We start from the raw sequence: 23,370 nt of genomic DNA on the forward strand, positions 1-23,370 counted from the left end.
ATGACCTCCAACTCCAATAAGAAAGGCCCTGCACCGTGACCTCTTTTTCCGCCGCCCAACGCAGCCGCGTAACCATGCTTGACGTAGCCGAACGTGCCGGTGTGTCCAAGGCCAGCGTTTCGCGCTTTATCGGCGACGACCGCGCCCTGCTCTCCGACGCCATCGCCCTGCGCATCGAGCAGGCCATCGATGAACTCGGCTACCGCCCCAACCAGATGGCCCGCGGCCTGAAACGCGGGCGCACCCGCCTGATCGGCATGCTGGTGGCCGATATCCGCAACCCCTATTCGATTGCTGTGATGCATGGCGTGGAAACTGCCTGCCGCCAGCACGGCTACAGCCTGGTGGTGTGCAACACCGACCGCGATGACGAGCAGGAGCGCCAGCACCTGGCCGCCCTGCGTGCCTACAACATCGAAGGGTTGATCGTGAACACCCTCGGCCATCACCTCGACCAATTGCTGGAGCTGCAACGGGAAATGCCCCTGGTGCTGGTGGACCGCAAGGTCGAGCCGCTGCACAGCGACCTGGTGGGGCTGGATAACCCGGTGGCGGTGCGCATGGCCGTTGAGCACCTTGAACAGCAAGGCTATCGCGAGCTGCTGTTGGTGACTGAAGCCACCGACGGCACCAGCTCGCGGCTGGAACGCCTGGACAGTTTCAAGGCAGAGATTGCCAGCCGTCCGATGTTGACCGGCGCGGTACTGGAGTTGGACGCCAAACTGGAACAGCGTCTGCGAAAGTTTCTAGCCAAATCCGGCCCCAAGGCGTTGTTCTGCGCCAACGGAATCGCGGCACTGGCGTGTACCCGTGCATTGAAAAATCTAGGCTGCGACCTGTTTGCGGACGTGGGCCTGATCGCCCTGGATGACCTCGACTGGTACCCGCTGGTGGGCAACGGCATCACCGCCCTCGCCCAGCCCACCGAGGCCATCGGCGCCAAGGCCTTCGACTGCTTGCTCAAGCGTTTGCGCGGCGATACCGAGCCGACACGTACCCTGGATTTCTTGCCGCAACTGATCATTCGAGGCTCCACCAGGCGCCCGTAGCAGCTGTCGAGCCCGGGCGAGGCTGCGTTTGCGATGTGTCAGGTACACCGCCGACGCAGCCTCGCCCAGGCTCGACAGCTGCTACGGCTGGTTCAATTCAACATTTTGCGAATAAAAACGAAACCGGTTTCAGAGGTCCACAACAATGCATAAATACCCCGTCTCCATCAGCCTTTCCAGCTACGGCGCCGACCTGGTCCGCCAGCAGGGCCAGCTTAGTTTCGTCTCGGTGCTGGCCGCCGCTGGCGCGCAACGTATCGAATGGCGCGAAGAACTGCTGACCACCGAACAACCGCTTGAACTGGCGCAAGCCGCGGCCGATCAAGGCCTGGAATGCGTGTTCTCCTCGCCCCTGGAACTCTGGGTGGCCGGCCGCTCGCAACCCAACGCCGAACTGGCCGCCACCCTCGACCGCGCCCAGGCGTTTGGCGCCCGATGGCTGAAAGTCTCCCTCGGCTATTTCACCGACACCAACGACCTGGACAGCTTGAGCGCCCTGCTCAATCGGCATCCGGTCAAGCTGCTGGTGGAGAACGACCAGACCCTGCACGGCGGGCGCATCGAGCCGATGCAGCGTTTTTTCAACGAAGTCGAACGCCTGGCCGTGCCGGTAAAAATGACCTTCGATATCGGCAACTGGCAGTGGCAGGACCAATCCGCGACCACCGCTGCACGCCTGCTGGGCCGCCACGTGGATTACCTGCACTGCAAGGCCGTGGCCCGCCGCGCCGACGGCAAGCTGGTGGCCCTGCCGCCGGGCGCCGCCGACCTGCATCTGTGGGAACAACTGCTCAAGCATATGACTCAAGGTATTACCCGGGCCGTGGAATTTCCGCTGCAAGGTGATGATCTGGTGCAGATCACCGCGCAGCAGGTCGCCGCCCTCGCCGTCCTTGGCCAGCCCCGCGTGGAGAATGCCCATGTCTGAGATCGATATCCTGTCGTTTGGTGAAACCATGGCGATGTTTGTCGCCGAACAGACCGGCGACCTGGCCCAGGTCGCGCAATTTCACAAACGCATTGCCGGCGCCGACAGCAACGTCGCCATCGGCCTGTCGCGCCTGGGTTTCAACGTGGCGTGGCTGAGCCGGGTGGGCGCCGATTCCCTCGGGCGTTTTGTGGTGGACACCTTGCAGAACGAGGGCCTGGACTGCGGGCATGTGGCGGTCGACCCGCTACACCCCACGGGTTTTCAACTCAAGTCCCGCGAAGAGGCCGGCGACGATCCGCAGGTGGAGTACTTCCGCCGTGGCTCAGCCGCCAGTTACCTGTCTGTCGAGGCGATCAAGCCCGAGCTGTTGCAAGCCCGCCACCTGCACGCCACGGGCATCCCGCCGGCACTGTCGGACGCCACTCGCGAGCTGTCGCGCCAGTTGATGACGCAAATGCGCGAGGCTGGCCGCAGCGTGTCCTTCGACCCGAACCTGCGTCCGTCCCTGTGGGCAAACGAGCAACGCATGATCAGCGAAATCAACGCCCTCGCCTGCCTGGCGGATTGGGTGTTGCCGGGATTGAGCGAAGGCCGTTTGCTCACCGGTTTTGAAGACCCGGCCGACATCGCCGCGTTCTACCTCGACCAAGGCGTGGAAGCCGTGGCCATCAAGCTCGGCCCCCACGGCGCGTATTACCGCACACAACTGGACCAGGGTTTCGTCGCCGCCGTACCCGTGGCCAAGGTGGTCGATACGGTCGGCGCCGGCGATGGTTTTGCGGTAGGCATGATCAGCGCGTTGTTGGAAAACCTCAGCTTTGCCGAGGCCGTGCAGCGCGGCAACTGGATCGGTAGCCGCGCGGTACAGAGCCGTGGCGACATGGAAGGCTTGCCGTTCAGGACCGATCTGCCCCACACACAGAAAGCCGGTTAGTCCGCATCACCCAGTTACCTGTTGCCACAACTACAACAAGCTCAGGAGCAACCTTATGGAACCGTTGAAACTCGCCACCCGCCGTTGGTGGTACATCATGCCCATCGTGTTTATCACCTACAGCCTGGCGTACCTGGATCGCGCCAACTACGGCTTCGCCGCCGCCTCCGGGATGGCCGAAGACCTGATGATCACCCCGGGCATGTCGTCGCTGCTCGGCGCGCTGTTCTTCCTCGGCTACTTTTTCTTCCAGGTGCCGGGGGCGATCTACGCGCAGAAGCGCAGCGTCAAGAAGCTGATTTTCGTCAGCCTGATCCTCTGGGGCGGCCTGGCCACCCTGACCGGCATGGTGTCCAACGCCTACATGCTGATCGTGATCCGCTTCATGCTCGGGGTGGTGGAAGCCGCCGTGATGCCGGCGATGCTGGTGTACCTGTGCCACTGGTTCACCCGCGCGGAACGCTCCCGGGCCAACACCTTCCTGATCCTCGGCAACCCGGTGACCATGATGTGGATGTCGGTGGTCTCGGGCTATCTGGTGCAGCATTTCAGCTGGCGCTGGATGTTTATCATCGAAGGCTTGCCGGCGGTGATCTGGGCGTTTATCTGGTGGAAGTTGGCGGATGAAAAACCGGCCGATGCCAAATGGCTGAGCGCCCAGCATAAAAAAGACCTGGAAACCGCCCTCGCCGAAGAACAGGTGGGTATCAAGGCGGTGAAGAACTACGCCGAAGCCTTTCGCTCGCCCAAGGTGATCATCCTCGCGCTGCAGTTTTTCTGCTGGAGCATTGGCGTGTATGGCTTCGTGCTGTGGCTGCCGTCGATCCTCAAGGCCGGTTTGAAAATGGACATGGTCGAGGCCGGCTGGCTGTCTGCGCTGCCATATCTGGCGGCGGTGATCGGCATGCTGGTGGTGTCCTGGGGCTCGGACAAACTGCAAAAGCGCAAACGCTTTGTGTGGCCGCCGCTGTTGATCGCTTCCATCGCGTTTTATGCGTCCTACGTGCTGGGCGCCGAACACTTCTGGTGGTCGTACACCCTGCTGGTGATCGCCGGGGCGTGCATGTATGCGCCCTACGGGCCGTTTTTCGCGATCGTCCCCGAGATCCTTCCGGCCAACGTCGCCGGCGGTGCCATGGCACTGATCAACAGCATGGGCGCCCTCGGTTCGTTTGGCGGTTCGTACCTGGTGGGCTATCTCAACAGCAGCACCGGTTCTCCCGGCGCTTCGTACCTGCTGATGAGCGGTGCGCTGCTGGTGTCGGTGGTGTTGACGATCTTTCTCAAGCCAGGCGCCAGTGACCGCGAGCGCGCCCCGCTGCATTCTCTTGAATTGAAGGTAAAGACCTGATGAAAAAGTCTGTCGTGCTCTACAAGAAACTCTCTGCGCCGCTGATGGCCCGCCTGCATGAACAGGCCGAGGTCACGCTGATCGAGGCGCTGGATGAAAGCGGCCTGGCCAAACTGCGTGAGGCCTTGCCTACGGCCCAAGGGTTGCTCGGTGCCAGCCTGCGCCTGGATGCGAAACTGCTGGATCTGGCACCGAAGCTTGAGGCCGTGGCCAGCGTGTCCGTCGGCGTCGACAACTACGACATCGACTACCTGACCGGGCGCGGCATCCTGCTCAGCAACACCCCCGACGTACTGACGGAAACCACCGCTGATACCGGCTTCGCGCTGATCCTCGCCACTGCCCGGCGCGTGGTGGAACTGGCCAATATGGTGCGCGCCGGCAACTGGAACCAGAACATCGGCCCACTGCATTTTGGCAGCGACGTGCACGGCAAGACCCTGGGCATTATCGGCATGGGGCGTATTGGCGAAGCCTTGGCCCAGCGTGGGCACTTCGGGTTTGGCATGCCGGTGATCTACCACAGTCACTCGCCAAAACCTGCAGTGGAGCAACGTTTTGACGCGCAATACCGCAGCCTGCCGGACCTGCTCCGGGAAGCCGACTTTGTGTGCCTGACCTTGCCGCTGACGGCTGAAACCGAAGGTTTGATTGGCGCTGAAGAGTTCGCGCTGATGGGCCCGGAGACGATCTTTATCAACATATCCCGAGGCAAGGTGGTGGACGAGCCGGCGCTGATCGAGGCGTTGCAACAGCGCACTATTCGCGCGGCGGGACTGGACGTGTTTGTGCGCGAGCCGCTGCAGCATGATTCGCCGTTGTTGCGCTTGAGCAATGTGGTGGCGACGCCGCACATCGGTTCAGCGACTCATGAGACGCGGGAGGCGATGGCCAAGTGCGCGGTGGACAATCTGCTGGCGGCGCTGGCGGGTGAAAAGCCGAAGAACCTGGTGAATCCAGCTGCCTGGAAACACTGATTACCGTGGGGGCTGGCTTGCCTGCGATAGCATCACCCCGGTGTACCTGATGTACCGAGGCGTCCGCATCGCAGGCAAGCCAGCTCCCACATTTTTGATCGCATTTCAGATCAGATGACGAACCTGGCCACCATCCCGTTCAAATCCACCGCCAGTCGCGACAGCTCATGGCTGGCAGCTGAAGTCTGGTTGGCACCCGCCGCCGACTGGGTCGCCAGGTCGCGGATATTCACCAGGTTGCGGTCCACTTCGCGGGACACCTGTGCCTGTTCTTCCGACGCACTGGCGATCACCAGGTTGCGCTCGTTGATCAGGCTGATGGACTGGGTAATCTGCTCCAGGGCCACCCCGGCGGCACGTGCCATTTCCAGGGTGCTTTGGGTGCGCTGGTTGCTCTGCTGCATGGATTGCACGGCTTCACCCGTACCACTCTGAATGCCAGCGACCATTTTTTCGATTTCCTGGGTCGATTGTGCCGTGCGATGGGCCAGGGCCCGCACTTCATCCGCCACCACCGCAAAACCACGCCCGGCTTCACCGGCACGTGCCGCTTCAATCGCCGCGTTGAGGGCCAACAGGTTGGTCTGCTCGGCAATCGCGCGAATCACGTCCAGCACCTTGCCAATGTCCCGGCCTTGAGTAGCCAGGCCCTCGATCAGCACCGAGGTGTTTTGCACGTCCTGGGTCATCGTCTGGATCGCACCCACGGTTTCCACTACCCGGTCGCGCCCTTCCCGCGCAGCCTGGTTGGATTGGCTGGAAGCCTCGGAGGTGGACACCGCGTTGCGCGCCACTTCTTCCACCGCGGCGGTCATTTCGTTGACCGCGGTGGCGGCCTGGTCGATTTCGTTGTTTTGCTGTTGCAAGCCTTTGGAAGCCTCTTCGGTGACGGCGCTGAGTTCTTCCGCGGCGGAGGCCAACTGCGTGGCCGAGCCGGCGATGTGCTGGATGGTCTGGCGCAGGTTGTTCTGCATCGCGGCCAAGGCGCCGAGCAGGCGAGCTGGTTCGTCCTTTCCGTCGACTTCAATGAGTTTGGTCAGGTTGCCACCGGCGATAGTTTCGGCAGCTTCAACGGCTTTTTGCAACGGGGTAACGATGCTGCGGGTCAGCAGCCAGGCCAGCAGCACAGTCATCAGTGCAGCGACCACAGCCACCGCGATGATGCCGGTGATTGCGTTCTGGTAACTGTCGCCCGCTTCAAGCGAAGCGACCTTGGCGCCTGCACTGTTGATGGCAATCAGCTTGTTCAACTGTTCGCCCATCAAGTCGGTACCGTCCTTGATCCGCGAGTTGATCAGTTTGAGCATGTCATCGGTCTTGTTCTGGCGCGACAGCTCGATCATTTCCTGCTGGGCCACCAGGTAGGCGTCCAGGGTGCTGGCAAACTGTTTATAAAGTGCCGCCTCTTCGCCTTCGGCCGGCAACGCCGCATAAGCTGTCTGGGCCTGGCGCACCTTGTCGGTCAACACGCCCATGCGTGTCTGGGCCTCTTGCAAGCCGGCGGGGTCACGGTTGAACAGTACACGGAAAGACAGGATGCGCAAACGCAGGACGTTTTCCGTCATCACCCCCAGGAAACCGACGCTGGGCAGCTCATTGGTTTCCATCTCCGTGGTGGCCTGGTGAATCACAGCCATCCGGTTGACCGCAAACACTCCCAGGACAACGACGAGTAACGCAATGAAGGCAAAACCGAGAAAAGCTCGAGGTGCGATATTCAGGTTACGAAGGGACATAGGGGGCGCTCTTAGAAGTAGTGGCTGCGAGCATCCCTGCCGCGACACGGTCAGTGGGCGTCAACGCGCCGCTCTGACCGGCTGGCGCCACTGTTGTAATAGGTATGTGGGCCTATAAACGGTATCGGCCGACTTGAGGATTTAATGGGGGATGTTTCGAAATATTTTTTCACACTTCTGACAACTGGCACTTTCTGGCATCCTGCGCCTCCTTTTTCCTACCCGGGCCCGTATTTTGTCTGACACTCAAACCCCTCGCCCCCGTTATAAATCCGACCTGATCTACGGCCTCGACGACCGCCCCCACTTCAGCGCGGCGATATTCGCCGCCCTGCAGCATGTGCTGGCCAGCTTTGTCGGCATCATCACTCCGACGTTGATCGTCGGCGGCGTGCTGGGCCTGGAAAGCGAAGTGCCGTACCTGGTGAGCATGGCGTTGTTTGTGTCGGGCCTCGGCACCTTTGTGCAAGCCCGCAAGTTCGGCCCGGTGGGTTCGGGCCTGCTGTGCCTGCAAGGCACCAGTTTTTCGTTTATCAGCGTGATCCTGAGCGCCGGTTTCATGGTCAAGGCCCGGGGCGGCGGCACCGATGAGATCCTGTCGACGATCTTCGGCATCTGCTTCTTCGCGGCGTTTATCGAAGTGGTGCTCAGCCAGTTCATCGGCAAGCTGCGCAAGCTGATTACCCCGGTGGTCACCGGCACCATCATCACCTTGATGGGTTTGTCGCTGATCAAGGTGGCGGTCACCGACATGGCCGGCGGCTATGGCGCCAGCGACCTGGGCGCCGCCGGCAACATGGGCTTGGCAGCCCTGGTGTTGCTGACCATCGTAGTGCTCAACCGCTTCAATAACCCGTTCCTGCGCCTGGGTTCGATCGTGATCGGCCTGACCCTGGGTTTTGTAGTGGCCTGGTGGATGGGCCGCGTCGACCTGGCCGCCCTGCCCCAACTGCCGCTGATCAGCGTGCCGGTGCCGTTCAAATACGGTTTCTCGTTCGACTGGGTAGCGTTTATCCCAGTGGCGGTGATCTTCCTGATTTCCCCGCTGGAAGCCGCCGGTGACCTGACGGCCAACTCGATGATTTCCCAACAGCCGGTCAAGGGCCCGCTGTACATCAAGCGCATCAAATCCGGCCTGCTGGCCGACGGCCTCAACTCGGTGATGGCGGCCACCTTCAACAGCCTGCCCATGGTGACCTTCGCCCAGAACAACGGCGTGATCCAGTTGACCGGCGTGGCCAGCCGTTACGTGGCGTACTTCATTGCCGGGCTGCTGGTGCTGTTGGGCCTGTTCCCGATGATCGGCGCGGTGTTGCAACTGATGCCCAAGCCGGTGCTGGGCGGCGCCACCCTGATCATGTTCGGCACCGTGGCCGTGGCCGGGATCAAGATCCTTGCCGAAGCCGGCCTGCACCGGCGCAATGTGCTGATCGTGGCAATCTCCCTGGGGATGGGCCTGGGCGTGGCGGCAGTCCCGGAAGTACTGCGCGAGCTGCCCAAGGCCCTGCACAACATCTTCGAGTCGCCGATCACCGTGGGTGCGTTCTGCGCTATCGTGCTGAACATCTTCCTGCCTGAGGAGTTCATAGAACTGGAAGAAGATGAATTTGATCCGGAAGCCTCCACCCTCAAAGTGATGCAGGACCCGGACGTCACGCAATAGGAGAACCCGTTTTATGCGCAAGCTCATGGTTTTGTCACTGCTGCTACTCACCCTGAGCGCGTGCGCGCTGTTCCCCAACCGCGACCCGGTGAACATCAACGTGGTGGGCATCGAGCCGCTGCAAAGCCAGGACCTGGAAGTGCGTTTCGCGGTGAAGCTGCGGGTGCAGAACCCGAATGAAACCGCGATCGACTACAGCGGCGTGGCCCTGGATCTGGAGGTCAATGGCCGGCCGCTGGCATCCGGGGTGAGTGACCAAGGGGGTTCGATCCCACGTTTTTCGGAGACGGTGCTGACGGTGCCGGTGAGTGTTTCGGCGTTTTCCGTGTTGCGTCAGACCCTTGGCTTGAGCCAGACCCAGAGTTTGAATAACCTGCCCTACGTGTTGCGCGGGAAACTCGCGGGTGGCCTGTTCGGCACCATGCGCTTTGTGGATCGCGGGACCCTGGACTTTCCCAACACTGCCACTTGGTAACGACATGGATGTGCAACCTACGCTGTATACCGAACGCCTGATCCTCAGGCCGCTGACGCTGGAGGATGCCGAGGGTGTCCAGCAGCAGTTTCCGCACTGGGAAGTGGTGCGTTATCTGAATGCTCAGGTGCCTTGGCCGTACCCGGCGGATGGTGCGCGCAGCTATCTGGAGCATGTCGCGTTGCCGGCCATGGCGCGGGGGGAGGAATGGCATTGGTCGATCCGCCTGAAGAGCGCGCCGGAGGTGTTGATTGGTAATGTCAGCCTGATGGATGAGGTGGATAACAACCGGGGCTTTTGGCTGGCGCCGCAGTGGCAGGGCCAGGGGTTGATGGCCGAGGCCAGTGCGGCGGTGACTGAGTATTGGTTTGAGGTGCTGGAGCGGCCCGTGATGCGCGTGCCCAAGGCGGCGCCGAACGTGGCGTCTCGCAGGATTTCCGAGCGGACGGGGATGCGGTTGGTCAGGACGGATGAGGGGCAGTTTGTCGCTGGGAGTTTGCCCAAGGATATCTGGGAGATTACCCGGGAGGAGTGGCTGGAGGGGCGGCGGGGCTGAGGTGGGTTTTGGGTGTATATCCGTTATTTAGGTAACGGCCGCCTATGGTTCCGCTCTTACAGCGGCTCACTTTTGAACAGCGCAAAAGTAAGCAAAACGCTCTTGCCCCACCACTCGGCACCTCGCCTAGGCTCGGTGTGCCCTCACTCCGGCTTTGGACCGTGGGCCGCCGTCATGGGCCATCCCTGGCCCAGGACGGCTAACCTGGCGTCCTGCCAGGTTACCCACGCTCCAAAGCCTGCGTTCGGCCAGCGTGGTTTAACGGGGCGCCTAAGATCAAGATCAAAAGCAAGAGCACAGCGGCCTCCCGGCCGGCTTGAGTGTTAAAAGCAAAGGCACAAGCCAAATCAAAAGCGGGCACGGTCAAATGTGGGAGCTGGCTTGCCTGCGATGGCATCAACTGGGTGTACCTGATGCACCGAGGTGTCTGCATCGCAGGCAAGCCAGCTCCCACAGAAAAGCAGAGCTGCATCAGCTTCAGATTTGGCTTTCGCTCTGGCTTTTGATCTGGCTTTTAACACTCAAGCCGGCCGGGAGGCCGCTGCGCTTTTGCTTTTGCTTTTGATCTTGATCTGACTGCCCCAATAAGCCCGAGGCCGAACGCAGGCAGTGCGGAGCGGGTAAACCGGCAGGACGCCGGTTTAGCCGCGCCGGGCCATGGATGGCCCGTCGCGGCGGCCCGCGGAGCAATGCCGGAGTGAGGGAACACCGAGCCTAGGCGAGGTGCCGACAGGCGGGGCAGAGCCCTTTGCTTACTTTGGGGCTTTTCCAAAGTGAGCCGCTGTAAGAGCGGAACCATAAGCCGCCGTTACCTAAATAACGGATATGTACTCAACCCAAAAACCGCACACCGGGCTTAGCACGCTCATCCACCGTCAACTCGAAAATATCCGGCCGGGCATAGTGCCCAACCACATCATAGTCATACCGCGCCCGCACCAAATCATCCGTGTCAATCCGCGCCACCAGCAACCCCGCCCCACCGAGCAATGGCCCGGCAAGAATGTCCCCCATGGGCCCGACAATCACACTGCCCCCCGCGATCAAAGGCCGATCCACCGGCCAGTTCGCAATCTCCACGCCCAACGCTTGGGGTGACGCCTGCACCTGACACGCACTCACCACAAAACACCGCCCCTCGTGCGCAATATGTCGCATGCTCACCTGCCACATTTCCCGCTCATCCACCGTCGGCGCACACCACACTTCCACACCCTTGGCGTACATCGCAGTGCGCAACAACGGCATCATGTTCTCCCAGCACACAGCGCCACCGATGCGCCCTACCGCCGCGTCAATCACCGGCAACGTCGAGCCATCGCCCTTGCCCCAGATCAGCCGCTCAGTGCCGGTAGGCATCAGCTTGCGATGCTTGGCCACCAACCCGCCCGCCGGCTCGAAATACAGCACCGTGCAATACAGCGTGCTGCCACTGCGCTCGATCACGCCCAACACCAGGCTGGCCCCGGTGCGCGCCGACAAACCGGCCAGCGCTTCGGTCTCCACACCCGGCACATCAATCGCATTGGCAAAATAACGGGCAAAGGCTTCACGCCCCTCAGGCAGGCGATAACCCAGTTGGGTGCCGAAACCTTCACCCTTGGGATACCCCCCGAGCAACGCTTCTGGCATCACCACCAGTTGCGCACCGCTGCGCAGGATTTCGTCCTCGTAGGACAGGATCTGTTCCAGGGTCTCAGCCTTGCCACCCGGCAAGGAACCGATTTGCAGCGCAGCCACGGTAGAAACAGGCATCACGATCACTCCGAATCAATGGGGGTTGCCCATTCTCCGGCCAGCGTCAGTCATGAATAAAGCCCACTTCGCTGCTAACTGATATGAGCCAGATAAATATCATCACCCTTCAAGTCAGATCTTTCAGGGATCCGATCAGGGTTTCGATAAACAGCTCCAGGGCCACCGGTAAAGCGCGCTTGGGCATGGTCAGGACTTGAATCGACCGGTCCGAAAACTGCGGGTTCGACAGCGCAACGGACGTCAGGTCGTCGCTTCCATTCGCCCGATGACTGATCGCCCCACCAAACGCGATGGTGTCCGTGTGGCGAACGAACTCATGGATGGCGCCCGAATAATTGCAGGTCATCACGTGGTTAAACGACAGCCCTTCCATCTGGCAAACCAGGTCGAACAATTGCCGCTGGGTAGAGCCTTTTGGCGTCAGCGCCAACGGGTAAGGTGACAGCGACCGAAGAGGCACCTGCTTGAGCGTCGCCAATGGATGTCCCACCCGCATCACCGCGCGGATCGGTGAGCGGCTGGAATGCCGGACTTCGACACCGTCGATAGGCTCGGTACTGAATACCAACCCCACATCGGCTTCGCCGCGCCTCACTTTATCCGCACATTCGTGGGGCGACATCACTTCCAGCACATACTGGAAAGCGGGATTTTGCTGGTAATGCCGGATCAGCACCTGAGGCAGGAAGTAGCGGGACAGCCCCTCGGTGGACACCAGCCGTACTACTTTCGCCCCGGGATAATCACCCGCCCGTAGCTCCGACAGCAGGCTTTGTTCCTCCAGCGAGGCACGTCGTGCGTGGTCGGCCAAGGCGTTGCCGGCAGCGGTTGGCTGCATGCCCCTTGGCCGGCGCTCAAACAGTGGCACCCCGATGGTTTCTTCCAGCAGGGATATCTGGCGACTCACAGCACTGGACGCAATGTGCAAGCGTTCGCCGGCAGCAGCCAGCGATCCTGTATCGAACACGGCCAGGAAATAACGATAATCCACAGTTTGATTCCTTCACCAAAGCATCTATTTATTAGAAGGCAAACGTCAAAAAACAGCAATATACAGACCGGTACGTGACTTCTATATTGGATTGAATCTCAGCCCGCACCGGAACGATCATGTCCAAGCAACAAGCGCTCGCGAATGTTCGTCAGTACCTGGCCGACGGCCATTTTGAAGCCGATTTACGTCGCCGGATCGCCATTCGCAGCGAAAGCCAGAACCCCGCCCAAGCACATGAACTGACGCGGTATCTGCAACGGGAAATACAACCCGCGCTGATCGAAATGGGCTTCGAATGCCAGTGGCTCGACAACCCCTCGGGCGCAGGGCCTATGCTGTTCGCATCACGCCACGAAGGGGCTGATTTGCCGACGGTATTGACGTATGGACATGGCGACGTAGTGCTCGGGTATGACGAGCAATGGCGGGCGGGGCTCAGCCCTTGGGCGCTGACCGTAGAAGGTGACCGTTGGTATGGCCGCGGCACCGCGGACAACAAGGGCCAACACAGCATCAACCTGACCGCCCTCGAACACGTCATCAAGCAACGCGAGGGGCGTTTGGGCTTCAACGTTAAAGTGCTGTTCGAAACCGGCGAAGAATGCGGTTCTCCCGGGCTGCGGGAGGTTTGCACAACGCACCAGGCGCTGTTGCAGGCCGATGTATTCATCGCCTCGGACGGGCCGCGCTTGAACGACAGCCGCCCGACGATATTCCTGGGCTCCAGAGGTTCTGCGCTGTTTTCCCTTGAAGTCAATGCGCGCGACAAGGGCCTTCACTCCGGCAACTGGGGCGGCGTGATGTCCAACCCCGCCGTGGTACTGGCCAATGCCCTGGCCAGCCTGGTGGACAAGAACGGTCGTATTCGCTGCCGAACGCTGGTGCCTGGCGCCATACCCGACTCAGTCCGCGAAGCCATCCGCGACCTGGGTATCGATCAGAATTCCCTGGGCCGTCCTTTGGATGTGCACTGGGGCGAGCCCGACTTGACCCTGGGCGAGCGACTCTTCGGCTGGAATACCGTGGAGATCCTGGCGTTTACCGCAGGCAATCCAGCCAAACCGGTCAACGCCATTCCACCCCGCGCCATTGCGCATTGCCAGTTGCGCTTTGTGGTCGGCACAGACTGGCAAAACCTGCAAACGCTGCTGCGCGAACACTTGGACGCCAAGGGTTTTCAACAGGTCGATATCGTGATTGACCGTTGCACACCTGCCAGCCGACTGGACCCCGATAACCCGTGGGTGCGCTTCGCCAAGCAGTCGATTGCCGACGTCACCCACCGGCCTATCGCCGTGTTACCGAACCTTGCGGGCACCCTGCCCAACGATATATTCGCTGACATCTTGTGTTTGCCCACCTTGTGGATACCCCACTCCTACCCCGGCTGTTCACAACATGCTCCGGATGAGCATCTGCTGGGCTCGGTAGTCCTCGAAGGGCTGCAAATCATGACCTCGCTTTTCTGGGACCTGGGTCACCTCACCCCCGTCAAACCACAATAAAAAATCGGGGTCCGCTCGACCCTTTTTATCTGCCGCTCACCCCCTTATAAAATCAGGAGCGTCAAGCATGTCAGCGTTATCGTCCCCCACCGTTTCACCCACGGTTGCAAAGGCAACGCCCCTTTGGAAACCCGTCGGCGCGGCCTTGATCGGGAATACCCTTGAATGGTTTGACCTGTCGGTGTACGCCTATTTTGCGCTGACCATCAGCAAGGTATTTTTCCCGGCCGCCGACCCGGCCGTCTCGCTGTTTCTTGCCTTTGCGACCTTCGGCCTTTCGTTTCTGATTCGGCCATTGGGTGCCGCCGTGCTCGGTTCCTATGCCGACCGGGAGGGACGCAAGAAAGCGTTGACGCTGTCCATCATGCTGATGCTGATAGGGACTGCGATGATCGCGGTGATGCCCAGCTATGCAGCCATCGGGATAATTGCGCCAATTGGTATTCTGTTGGCCCGTCTGCTCCAAGGCTTCTCGGCAGGCGGTGAATTTGGCAGTTCCACCGCCTTCATGATGGAACACGCACCGCAAAAGACCCGCAATTTTGTCGCAAGCCTGCAGTTTGCAAGCCAGGGCTTCGGCGTGGTCATCGCCTCATTGTTCGGCTACTTTTTGACCACCAACCTGAATGATCAACAGATGTTCGACTGGGGTTGGCGCGTGCCATTTTTCTTCGGCCTGATCCTCGCGCCGGTGGGCCTGTACATACGGCGCACAGTGGATGAGTCGCCCGACTTCAAGGAAAGCCAACCGGGCTCCCGGCCGTTGCGGGAGGTGCTGCTCTCGCAGAAGACCTTGTTGCTTGTGGCGATGGGCGTGCTGATCGTGTCGACGGCGTCCAACTTCATGATCAAGTACATGCCGTCTTATGCCTCGACCACCTTGGACATTCCCCAATCCACAGGCTTTCTGGCCACGCTGTCGGGCGGGCTCATCCTGACCGTGGTGACGCCGGTGGTGGGGTTCATCACCGGTTATGTCAGCCGGATCAAAATCATGTTGTGGGCGTCGAGCATCTACATCCTCGCAATCTTTCCGGCATTCGCCTGGCTCAACAGAGTACCGAGCGCCACCTCGTTGTTATTGGTGGTGTCGATGATGGCGTTGATCAAGGCCGTTTACTTCGCACCGCTGGCATCACTGATGGCGGATGTGTTTCCTGTCCGCACCCGAGTCACTGGGATGTCACTGAGCTACAACTTGGCCGTGACGATCTTCGGTGGCTTTGCTCCGGTGATTGCAACCGGGCTGATCGCGCTGACCGGCTCGCAGCTGGCGCCGAGCTTTTACCTGATAGCGGCGGCAGCCCTTAGCATTGGCGCGCTCGTGGTGGCAAAGAGAACGTTGCGGCTGGTGTAGCACCTGTCGAGACGTTATATATTCGGGACATATCCAGGACACATGATATGAACCCAATGAATATCGCCAACGTTGATCTCAACCTGCTGAAAACCTTCGAGGCCCTGCACGACGAATCCAGCGCCAGCCGCGCCGCCCTGCGCCTTGGCGTCACGCAGTCGGCGATCAGTGCGGCGTTGCGCCGCCTGCGGGATGTGTATGGGGACCAATTGTTCGTGCGCACCGGTCGAGGCCTGGCGCCGACCTTGCGCGCCAACCAGTTGAAACCGGTGATCAGCGAAGCCCTGGATCGCTGCCGCCAAAGCCTGGCGATGGTCGACCCCCAGGGCAGCCAGTATCAGGGCCGTTCGGTGGTCGTGGGGTTATCGGATGATTTCGAGATCGCCTACGGCCGCCGGCTGATTGAAGAGATCGCCCGGCGTGCGCCAAAGCTGCGGCTGATTTTCCGCCAGACCCACAGCCAGATCGTTGCCAGCGCCCTGCTCGACCGCAGCCTGGACCTGGCGATCACTGCCGGCGGGTTTGCCGAGCGCCGGTTGAGCCGCCAGGTGCTGGGGGAAGGCCATTATGCGTGCCTGGTGGACGCCGCCAGCCTGGCGCCGGGGCAACAGGCCATCGACCTCGACGAGTTCGTCAGGCGTGAACATCTCTTGGTGTCATCCGGCGGGTTCATCGGGATTACCGACGAGGGCCTGGCCGCGCAGGGGCTGAGCCGGCACGTCGGCGCCTCAACCACACACTTCGCGGCGCTGCCGTTTCTGCTCAAGGGCAGCCAGGCGGTGGCAACGATTCCCGGGCATGCGGCCCAGGCCATCGCGCAGATGACCGGGCTGAAGGTACTGCCCTGCCCGCTGGCGTTGCCGCGATACCCGGTGGAGCTGGGCTGGCGCACCCAAGTGCAACTCGATCCGTTGCTGCTTAAGGTGCGCGAGGCGATCGTCGCCTGCTTTGCGCTTATTTCGCCGCCATCAGGCGATTGACTTCACTGCGCACCATGTTCGAGAACTCCGGCGGTGACATGCCGTCCAGTTCCGCACGCACCCATTCGGCCCATTTGCCCTTGCGCTTGGCGCGCTCGCCAAACAGGCGGGCGGCCTCGCCCTTGGCTTTGCCCAGGTTGCTTTGCCACAGGTCGTAGAGACGGGACTTTTCATCTTCCAGCGCGGCGCGCTCGGCAAGGGGCTTGTTGGCCAGATTGAAGCTCATGTTGAATTACCTGCTGCACAAATAGGTGACATCTTACACTGTAGGTCGAAATTTCCTGGCCTGGATTTCACCTAAGCTGACCGTAGGAAAAAAACTGCAACTTTTGCCTGCTTCAAACACTCCATTCTTCATCAAGCGCATTCATTGCCACATTCACCCGCAAGGAGTTAACCCAATGGCCCGCAAATCTGCCGCCCAAGCCGTCGAAGACCAAATCAAGGATCAAGCCTTCAGTGAACTGACCGCGCTGATCGAAGAATCGGACAAGCTGCTCAAAAGCAGCGCGTCACTGGTGGGGGAAGAAGGTGAAACCCTGCGTGAACAGGTCGCCATCAAGCTCAAGCAAGCCTTGGACTCGGTGTCCAACGTGCGCGAGCGCAGCAAGCCGGTGGTGGATGCCACCGAAACCTATATCGGTGGCCATCCATGGCAGACCGTAGCGATTTCCGCCGGGTTTGGCCTGGTGGTCGGCCTGTTGCTGGGCCGCCGCAACTGATCTGATGTAACGGCTGCGCCCTCCCCGGGCGCAGCTCGCTTCAGGCCTGTGCCAACACCCGCAACCGACTCAACTCCTGCGTTTCGATCTCAATCCCGCCTGACAGCGACTTCGCCCGTGTGCGATGGCGCCGATCCCCCGGCAAACGCCGCAACCCTGCCGCATGCATCTGTCGCACCAATTCCTGGCTGCGCTCGGCGAAGCTTTGCCCGGCGGTCTTGCTCGGGTCGATCACGATCAGCAACTGGCCGGTCCATGGTGTACGGGCGCCGGGGTGATCGGACCAGTTGAACTCAAACGAGAAGTTACCGCCCGTGAGGGCTGCCGCCAGCAACTCGACCATCATCGACAGGGCCGAACCCTTGTGCCCGCCAAACGGCAACAGCGCGCCGCCTTCGAGGATCGCCTTGGGGTCCTGGGTCGGCTGGCCGAGGCTGTCCACCCCCATACCGGGTGGCAGGCGTTCGCCCTTGCGTGCGGCAATCTGTACATCGCCGTGGGCAATGGCGCTGGTGGCCAGGTCAAACACGATGGGCAGACCATCGGCGCGGGGCGCGGCGAAGGCAATGGGGTTGGTGCCGAACAGTGGGCGGTCGGCGCCGTGGGGCACCACGCAGGTCATGCTGTTGACCACGCTCAGGGCCACCAGGCCTTCCTCGGCGAAGGGCTCGACATCCGGCCAAAGTGCCGCGAAGTGGTGGGAGTTATGGATGGCCAACAGGGCAATCCCGGCACTGCGGGCCTTTTCCACCAACAACGGGCGGGCGGCTTGCAGCGCGGGTTGGGCGAAGCCATTACCGGCATCCACCCGTACAAACCCGCTGGCCACATCCTCGACCACCGGCACGGCCTTGCCGTTGACCCAGCCACTGGCGAGGGTCGAGACGTAACCGGGAATACGGAATACACCGTGGCTGTGGGCGCCGTCGCGCTCGGCGCTGGCGCAGTTCTCGGCCAGCACTTGGGCCACTTCGGCCGAGGTGCCATGGCGCACGAATACCTGGCGCAGCAGGTCGGTCAATTGCGCAAAACTGAGTCGCTCTGATGAAGACTCGACATCCAAAGGCGATGCAGACATCTGAAGCTCCCGTTTAATTATTGGAATGGGCAACAGCGTACAAGAATCGGTCCGTCGATTAGACAGGGTTTGCCCCATGGCTGTCGACAGGGAGTGCCAGACATATCTAGCCCCTCGTGGCGTCAGGCCTGGATAGGTTTCAGACACGCAACTCTTCAAGGATCAGGATGATGAGCCACACCCCACTCCCGTATTTTTTCCCCGAAGCCATGCGTGTGGGCTGGAGGGCACTGGCCCGTGAGCGCCAGCTGAACATCGACAGCAGGGATATCGAGTTTCTCGGCAAGGTGTTTTTTGCCAGCGATGCAGGCCGTCGCCAACAGGCGCCGCCAATGATCGCGCAGCGCATCTGGTTGAATAAAAACACCGTCAATGCCGTCGAACTGGCCGGCAGCTTCATGATGAGTTCCACCATCGCCTACCCACATGCCTGGCTCTACACCCCGTACGGCGGCCTGGAAAAATTCGACAGCCCTACCCACGTGCTCGCAGCGTTGACCCAGCGTCTGAAAATCCCGACCGACGCCACGCGACTGCTGTGTTTCCTGCCCTTGCAACAACAGGCATCGCAAGTGCTGGACAACCACCTGGTGCTAACACCGGAGGCGATGCTCGATGACGTGTTTGGTGAACAGGAGAAAACCCTCAAGCGCTATCAGGCGGTCAATCGCCAGGCGCTGCTGGCGGAGTTGAAACAGTTGCCGTCATTGGGCGCCCTGCTTTCAAACCTGCTTGAAAGCATCTGCCGCCCACTCTTCCCCGGACTCGCCCCCAGCGAAGCCCATGTCAGTTTTTTCGCCAGGCAACTCGCCGGGCACACGATGCCGCGCTGGCTAGACTCGCTGCCACTCAATGACGCTGTGCTGTTGTATTACCGTGAGCAAGCCTGGCCAGCCGGGCAAACCCGGGTGTTTTTCCATCCCAAGCGGCCTGAGGACGTCAATGACCCTGAACGCAAGGCCCGCGACACCCAACGCTGGGAAAGCGCGATCAAGCAAGCGGCCGGCCAACTGATCCCGTTCCTGCACAGTGCACTGGAGACGTTCTGGAACACCGAGATCACTCCGGGCGTCTCACGTCGGGCCTGGTTCGCCCAGGCCATGGCCACCAACGCGCGCCTGGATCTGCTGTTCAAGCGCCAGCAATCCATCATCAGTCCAGAGCAAAGCCAGGTCTTGGCAGCGCTGTACTCATCTCAGGCGCCTCTAGGTGGCCAGACACTGCACGTGGAGAACGTGAAGATCTGGGAGCAGCCGGCCAACGCCGTCGAGCTGGTCAGCACCTTGATGATCGGTAACTCGCAGACCTTTCTCTACACCCCCGACAAGGGTTTGCAAGTACTCGGAACCTACGACGACCTGATGGACACCCTCAAAGCCATGGTCAAAGCGCCTGGGTACGAAGACGACCTCTACAACCTGATGTCTCTCGAGGAGCGGGCGTTGTTTGTCGGGTTCAAGACGCCGCAGTTTTCCGGCACTCCCATCGCCGGCAATCTGTTTGAGCAAGTGCTCGAAGCCATCATCGGCAAGCAGCAACAGAACCTTCGCTATGCGCTCGATCTGTACCGGCGCACCCGCGCCGGTATTGAACCCTCGGCCTTGCTCGACTACGCGCTGGACGTGCGGTACATGATCGACAGCCACCTCCCGGGCCTGGATACCGCGGGACGCTGGACGCCTCATTCGGTACTGGCCGACCCGACCCGCCCGGTGTCACTGGCCGGCGACCGGGCCGCTCTGCTGCACAAGCAGTTGGCCAACATCCGGGACACGCTGGCAGCCCAGGTGCACGCCCAGCCCACGCTGGCCAACACCGTCAATCAGGCACTCACCTTAGAGTTCAACCGCCGGCGCCTGACTGGCCAGGACCCCGAGAAGATCTACGTCAATCGATACGCCGCCGGCGCAAGCGCGACTCAGGCCACTGAGCCCTTGGAAAGCCAGAGCCTGCGCAGTTACTTTCTTGCGCGCCTGATACAGGGGCGCGGGCCAATTCCGCAAACGCCACACTACGGCCTTTACGCCAATCAGGGCAGTGGGCTCGTCACACCGCTGACCGGCCTCGACATCTCGCAAGCCAACGCAGTTCTCGATGCCGCACTGATCAAGTTTCATAACTACAACATTGCTGATATTCCTCGCGAACACCTGGAACAGCTCAAGGCGCCGATGGCCCATGCCATGGCGGTGGCGATCCAGGGCGAAGCCAGGCTCAGGCGCCTCAACAACAGCCTGGACGCCCGTGATGAGTCAATCGTGCAAACGGTGTTTGATCTTCAACACCCTGATCGCCACCGGCGCCAGGGCCTGGGCGGATTCATTCCGGATGCCTATGCGTTGACCGTCGAACCCGAGGGCCTGACGCAACGGGTGCCCCTGGCCCATTGCCTGATGCTCACCGAGCGCGGCGGCCTGGACCCGTCCCACTCAGGCCGGGCCGTGCTGTGGACTCCGGCGCGCGGCCTGGAGAGTTTCGCCAACGTCAGCCAATTGCAGACAGAACTGCAACGGCGACTGGCTGCCCCGGACCTTCGCAGGCAGCTACTGGCCAATCTCGACCCGCGCTATCTCAAGCCGCACCAGGCCTGCCCACTCGGTCAGTTCATGCTGATCAACGGCGCGGTCGCGCAAGACCGCCAGCAGTCCTGGATTGATCACTACAGGGGGCAACGGGCCCACTGCCTCAGCCTGACGTTATCGGGGGACGCCTTGCTGAAGCGTCTCGGCGAGCTGGAAAAGGCCTTGCCGGCCAACGACCTGGGCCATGCCTCACAAATCGCCCAGACCTTCATGGCGCAACAATCACTGCCCGCCTGGTTGGGGATGGCGTCGGTCAGCCAACAGCGTCGCCATGTCGAAATCCTTGAGCAATACCGCCATAGCCTCACGGGTGACAAAGACTACCTGGACGATCTCCTGTCGCTGCCACAATACGTTGGCAGCAAGCTCGGCGAGCTGTTGCAGACCTATGACGTACGCCCCCAAGACGTCTACATCCTCCCCAAGCTGGTATTGGCCGGCCAGCGACAGAACCTGGTGGACTACGCCCTCAATCACGTCAGCCAGCAAGCTGCTGCATTCGATGTCGAGTCTGCGGCTGCTGGCCTGACACCTGCTGTGGTGCGCCAGATCCTCGCGCGCCTGCCCCTCAAGCAAGACCACCAGGCTTGCCTGGTCGAAAAACTCACCCCGGGCAAGCCGGGCGCAGACGTCCGGGAGCAACGGTTTATTCGGCAACTGCCCTGGCAACTGTTGCAAAACGCCCACGCGCTGAGGCTGCAGGAACTGCTATCACCCGCGGGCCTGAGCCTGGTCGAACAGGTCCTCGACATGCCGGACGCTCTCGCCCGCGCGGCGGTCAAGGGCGTGACCTCGACAGTGCGTCCGCTGGAGTTGATTGCCACGGCGGGGGCCCGGTCCATCAAGGCCCTTGGGGTCTACTTGATCAGCGCCGTCGAAAGCACTCCGCTGGTGATGTATGCGCCCTATGGTCCGCAACAGGCGTTCCAGGAGTTCGAGAACGAGGCGGATTTGATTCGCCGGCTCAACCTGCCCGGCCCCTTGCAGGACTGGGTGATCGGTCGCCTGCCAGAGGCTGAGCAAGCCACGTATAGACACCTCTGGGCCAGCACGGTCGGGGGAACCTCGGAAATCACTCTGGGGGCCAATCCGATCAAGGGCCACGCGCTCAAGCAGTTGTACCGCGACAACATCGGATTGATCTCGAACCTGTTTGAACAGCAATCCCAAGCCAACGGCCGGTCCGCCTGGGACACCCTCAAAGCCTTGTTCAGCAGCGGACTGCAGCACGCGCAGGCGTTGCTGCCGGGCAAACTGATGGTGCCGCTGGTGATCTGGCAAAGCTACAAACTGTTCAAGGCCTCTGCCGAAGACTTGCAGCAACACCGCTGGCGCGAGGCACTGCAAACCTTCATCGGCGGTGTCGCGCAAATGACTTCGATACGCGCATTGATGGATGAACCACCCACGCCTGGCGCTGCTCCATCGCCGCCCGCACCGACGCAAACAGCCAAAGCCTGGCAAGACATCGATATCACTGCCCAAGCCCGGACCCGGCTGCAAGCGTACGAAGCCAACGACATCAGCCTCGAGAACCTGACGGCAGGCAGCTCCGGGGTCTACACAGCGACAGACAATCAGCATTACCTGCCTTGCGCAGGCAAGGTCTATCGAACCAAACCGGTTGAAGGCCATTGGCGGCTTTTCAGTGCACGCTCCAAAGGACCGTTCGTGCGCCTGGATGCGGAGCGCAAATGGACCCTGGACCTGGGTGCATCGGTTCGCCGCCATGGCCCCGGATGGAGTGCAATGATGGACCGCCGCGAGGTGCGGACAGCGGTGGGCCAGGTGATGAACGTCGAGGCCCGCGGCCTGGCCGAGATTCGGCGTGTGTCGCCCCCCAGGGCCCAGGCGATCGTCGAGGCGCTGGACCTGGCAACCTTTTACCTGCACAACTGCCAGCAGAACCTGAAGCTGCTCGACCACCAGTATCCGCCCGTGACCCGGGTGCACCGCTTCATCAATCGCTTTTTTGGCATTCCGATAGACGCCGACACCGGCCCGGCCAAGTTTCCGGAAGTCCTCGCGCAAAAGCTCATGGACACGGTGGCCGCCCTTCTCGATGAGGCGCTGGAGCCGGCACTCTACTCGCTCAATTCCCGGCGTTTCGTCTCCGGTGCGCATATTGCCGAACCCGAACGGCATTGGGCGTTTACCATCGACGGCGACCCGGATCGGCGCATCTACCTCACTGAAAACTTCTTCAACCCGCCTACGGCCGATTTCGAAGGGCGCCTGATCAATCACTTCGACCAAAGAGCCCATGCCCGAGCGACCACCTTGATTCATGAGTTGACTCATATCGTGAGCAATACCGCCGACGTCGCCCACCTCAATTCCACATCACCTTTTTCCGACTTGATTGAAGTACAGACCCAAGCCGGTCGCGACCTTCAGGACTGGCTGCGCAACGTGCAGGAGAATGCGTACTCGATCAGCACGCCAGTGGGGCAATTGTTCAAATCATCGGACGCGTGGGGGGCTACCGGATCTGATCTGGGAACCGACCCGGAAGATGACTACATCAGGCAGCAGATTCTCGCCACGACCGGAGGCGTGGACTTGAGCAATGCACGGGGAATTTTCAAAACCAACCTGACTCGGCGGTTCAACACACAGATGGATAACGCCGACTCACTGACCTTATTGATCACAACCCTGGGGCGCCAGCTGGACCCCGTGCCTTCGATTGCCGAAGCCACACCGTAACAAACAGGGTGCG

At 61.2% G+C, this 23,370-nt stretch carries 18 protein-coding genes; 13 read left to right on the forward strand and 5 right to left on the reverse strand.

All coding sequences use genetic code 11. The features are described from left to right. Window positions 1-35 precede the first annotated feature (35 nt). The 5 genes from JFU58_RS08375 to JFU58_RS08395 all read left to right on the forward strand — a co-directional run bounded on the left by JFU58_RS08375 (window position 36) and on the right by JFU58_RS08395 (window position 5,242). The gene (locus JFU58_RS08375) at window positions 36-1,049 is read left to right on the forward strand and encodes a LacI family DNA-binding transcriptional regulator (protein WP_342215219.1); all 1,014 of its coding nucleotides are present in this window, start codon (window positions 36-38) and stop codon (window positions 1,047-1,049) included. A 145-nt stretch (window positions 1,050-1,194) separates the two neighbouring features. After that, entirely contained in the window at window positions 1,195-1,977 is a 783-nt protein-coding gene (locus JFU58_RS08380) for a sugar phosphate isomerase/epimerase family protein (RefSeq protein WP_201140251.1), read from the forward strand. Next, window positions 1,970-2,914 carry a sugar kinase gene (locus JFU58_RS08385; RefSeq protein ID WP_063029538.1) on the forward strand — a complete coding sequence of 315 codons (945 nt, stop codon included), beginning with the start codon at window positions 1,970-1,972 and terminating at the stop codon, window positions 2,912-2,914. Before JFU58_RS08380 ends, JFU58_RS08385 begins: the two co-directional genes overlap by 8 nt. Window positions 2,915-2,969: 55 nt before the next feature. After that, window positions 2,970-4,265 carry an MFS transporter gene (locus tag JFU58_RS08390; RefSeq protein WP_063029537.1) on the forward strand — a complete coding sequence of 432 codons (1,296 nt, stop codon included), beginning with the start codon at window positions 2,970-2,972 and terminating at the stop codon, window positions 4,263-4,265. Beyond that, window positions 4,265-5,242: an NAD(P)-dependent oxidoreductase gene (locus tag JFU58_RS08395; RefSeq protein WP_177072172.1), complete on the forward strand. Its 978-nt coding sequence runs from the start codon at window positions 4,265-4,267 to the stop codon at window positions 5,240-5,242. Before JFU58_RS08390 ends, JFU58_RS08395 begins: the two co-directional genes overlap by 1 nt. 110 nt (window positions 5,243-5,352) lie before the next feature. On the opposite strand, the gene JFU58_RS08400 is transcribed toward JFU58_RS08395, so the two are convergent. Continuing rightward, window positions 5,353-6,978: a methyl-accepting chemotaxis protein gene (locus JFU58_RS08400; RefSeq protein WP_201140252.1), complete on the reverse strand. Its 1,626-nt coding sequence runs from the start codon at window positions 6,976-6,978 to the stop codon at window positions 5,353-5,355. 235 nt (window positions 6,979-7,213) lie between these two features. Between JFU58_RS08400 and JFU58_RS08405 the strand changes: the two genes are divergently transcribed. From JFU58_RS08405 to JFU58_RS08415, 3 genes are read left to right on the forward strand one after another with little or no spacing between them, the layout of a single operon-like run. Next, window positions 7,214-8,641 (forward strand): nucleobase:cation symporter-2 family protein, encoded by a 1,428-nt coding sequence (locus tag JFU58_RS08405; RefSeq protein WP_017477424.1) that lies wholly within the window; start codon window positions 7,214-7,216, stop codon window positions 8,639-8,641. 13 nt (window positions 8,642-8,654) lie between these two features. Beyond that, entirely contained in the window at window positions 8,655-9,116 is a 462-nt protein-coding gene (locus tag JFU58_RS08410; RefSeq protein WP_063029533.1) for an LEA type 2 family protein, read from the forward strand. Between the two features lie 4 nt (window positions 9,117-9,120). After that, the gene (locus JFU58_RS08415) at window positions 9,121-9,672 is read left to right on the forward strand and encodes a GNAT family N-acetyltransferase (protein WP_201140253.1); all 552 of its coding nucleotides are present in this window, start codon (window positions 9,121-9,123) and stop codon (window positions 9,670-9,672) included. An 831-nt stretch (window positions 9,673-10,503) separates the two neighbouring features. Here the strand turns inward: JFU58_RS08415 and JFU58_RS08420 are convergent. Together JFU58_RS08420 and JFU58_RS08425 are read right to left on the reverse strand one after the other, a co-directional pair. Next, entirely contained in the window at window positions 10,504-11,427 is a 924-nt protein-coding gene (locus tag JFU58_RS08420; protein ID WP_063033954.1) for a carbon-nitrogen hydrolase family protein, read from the reverse strand. Window positions 11,428-11,536: 109 nt separating this feature from the next. Next, entirely contained in the window at window positions 11,537-12,421 is an 885-nt protein-coding gene (locus tag JFU58_RS08425) for a LysR family transcriptional regulator (protein WP_177027556.1), read from the reverse strand. 119 nt (window positions 12,422-12,540) lie between these two features. Between JFU58_RS08425 and JFU58_RS08430 the strand changes: the two genes are divergently transcribed. From JFU58_RS08430 to JFU58_RS08440, 3 genes are all read left to right on the forward strand, one after another. Then, entirely contained in the window at window positions 12,541-13,929 is a 1,389-nt protein-coding gene (locus JFU58_RS08430) for a M20 family metallopeptidase (RefSeq protein WP_177027557.1), read from the forward strand. 67 nt (window positions 13,930-13,996) lie between these two features. Next, window positions 13,997-15,286 carry an MFS transporter gene (locus JFU58_RS08435; protein WP_177027558.1) on the forward strand — a complete coding sequence of 430 codons (1,290 nt, stop codon included), beginning with the start codon at window positions 13,997-13,999 and terminating at the stop codon, window positions 15,284-15,286. Window positions 15,287-15,342: 56 nt separating this feature from the next. Next, entirely contained in the window at window positions 15,343-16,266 is a 924-nt protein-coding gene (locus JFU58_RS08440) for a LysR family transcriptional regulator (RefSeq protein ID WP_177027577.1), read from the forward strand. Here the strand turns inward: JFU58_RS08440 and JFU58_RS08445 are convergent. Beyond that, entirely contained in the window at window positions 16,241-16,492 is a 252-nt protein-coding gene (locus JFU58_RS08445) for a hypothetical protein (protein ID WP_003217960.1), read from the reverse strand. The two genes, JFU58_RS08440 and JFU58_RS08445, sit on opposite strands and share 26 nt — an antisense overlap. A gap of 175 nt (window positions 16,493-16,667) precedes the next feature. On the opposite strand from JFU58_RS08445, the gene JFU58_RS08450 reads away from it, so the two are divergent. Continuing rightward, the gene (locus tag JFU58_RS08450) at window positions 16,668-16,988 is read left to right on the forward strand and encodes a DUF883 family protein (RefSeq protein WP_003217958.1); all 321 of its coding nucleotides are present in this window, start codon (window positions 16,668-16,670) and stop codon (window positions 16,986-16,988) included. Window positions 16,989-17,028: 40 nt separating this feature from the next. Here the strand turns inward: JFU58_RS08450 and JFU58_RS08455 are convergent, their stop codons facing one another. Further along, window positions 17,029-18,066: an Ldh family oxidoreductase gene (locus JFU58_RS08455; RefSeq protein WP_063029522.1), complete on the reverse strand. Its 1,038-nt coding sequence runs from the start codon at window positions 18,064-18,066 to the stop codon at window positions 17,029-17,031. 170 nt (window positions 18,067-18,236) lie between these two features. On the opposite strand from JFU58_RS08455, the gene JFU58_RS08460 reads away from it, so the two are divergent. Next, a complete protein-coding gene (locus JFU58_RS08460) occupies window positions 18,237-23,357 on the forward strand; it encodes a dermonecrotic toxin domain-containing protein (RefSeq protein ID WP_201140254.1) in 5,121 nt (1,706 codons plus the stop codon). Window positions 23,358-23,370 lie beyond the last annotated feature (13 nt).

Origin of the sequence: Pseudomonas sp. TH34, from assembly GCF_016650865.1 — a bacterium.
In the GTDB taxonomy this organism is placed as follows: Bacteria; Pseudomonadota; Gammaproteobacteria; order Pseudomonadales; family Pseudomonadaceae; genus Aquipseudomonas; species Aquipseudomonas yamanorum.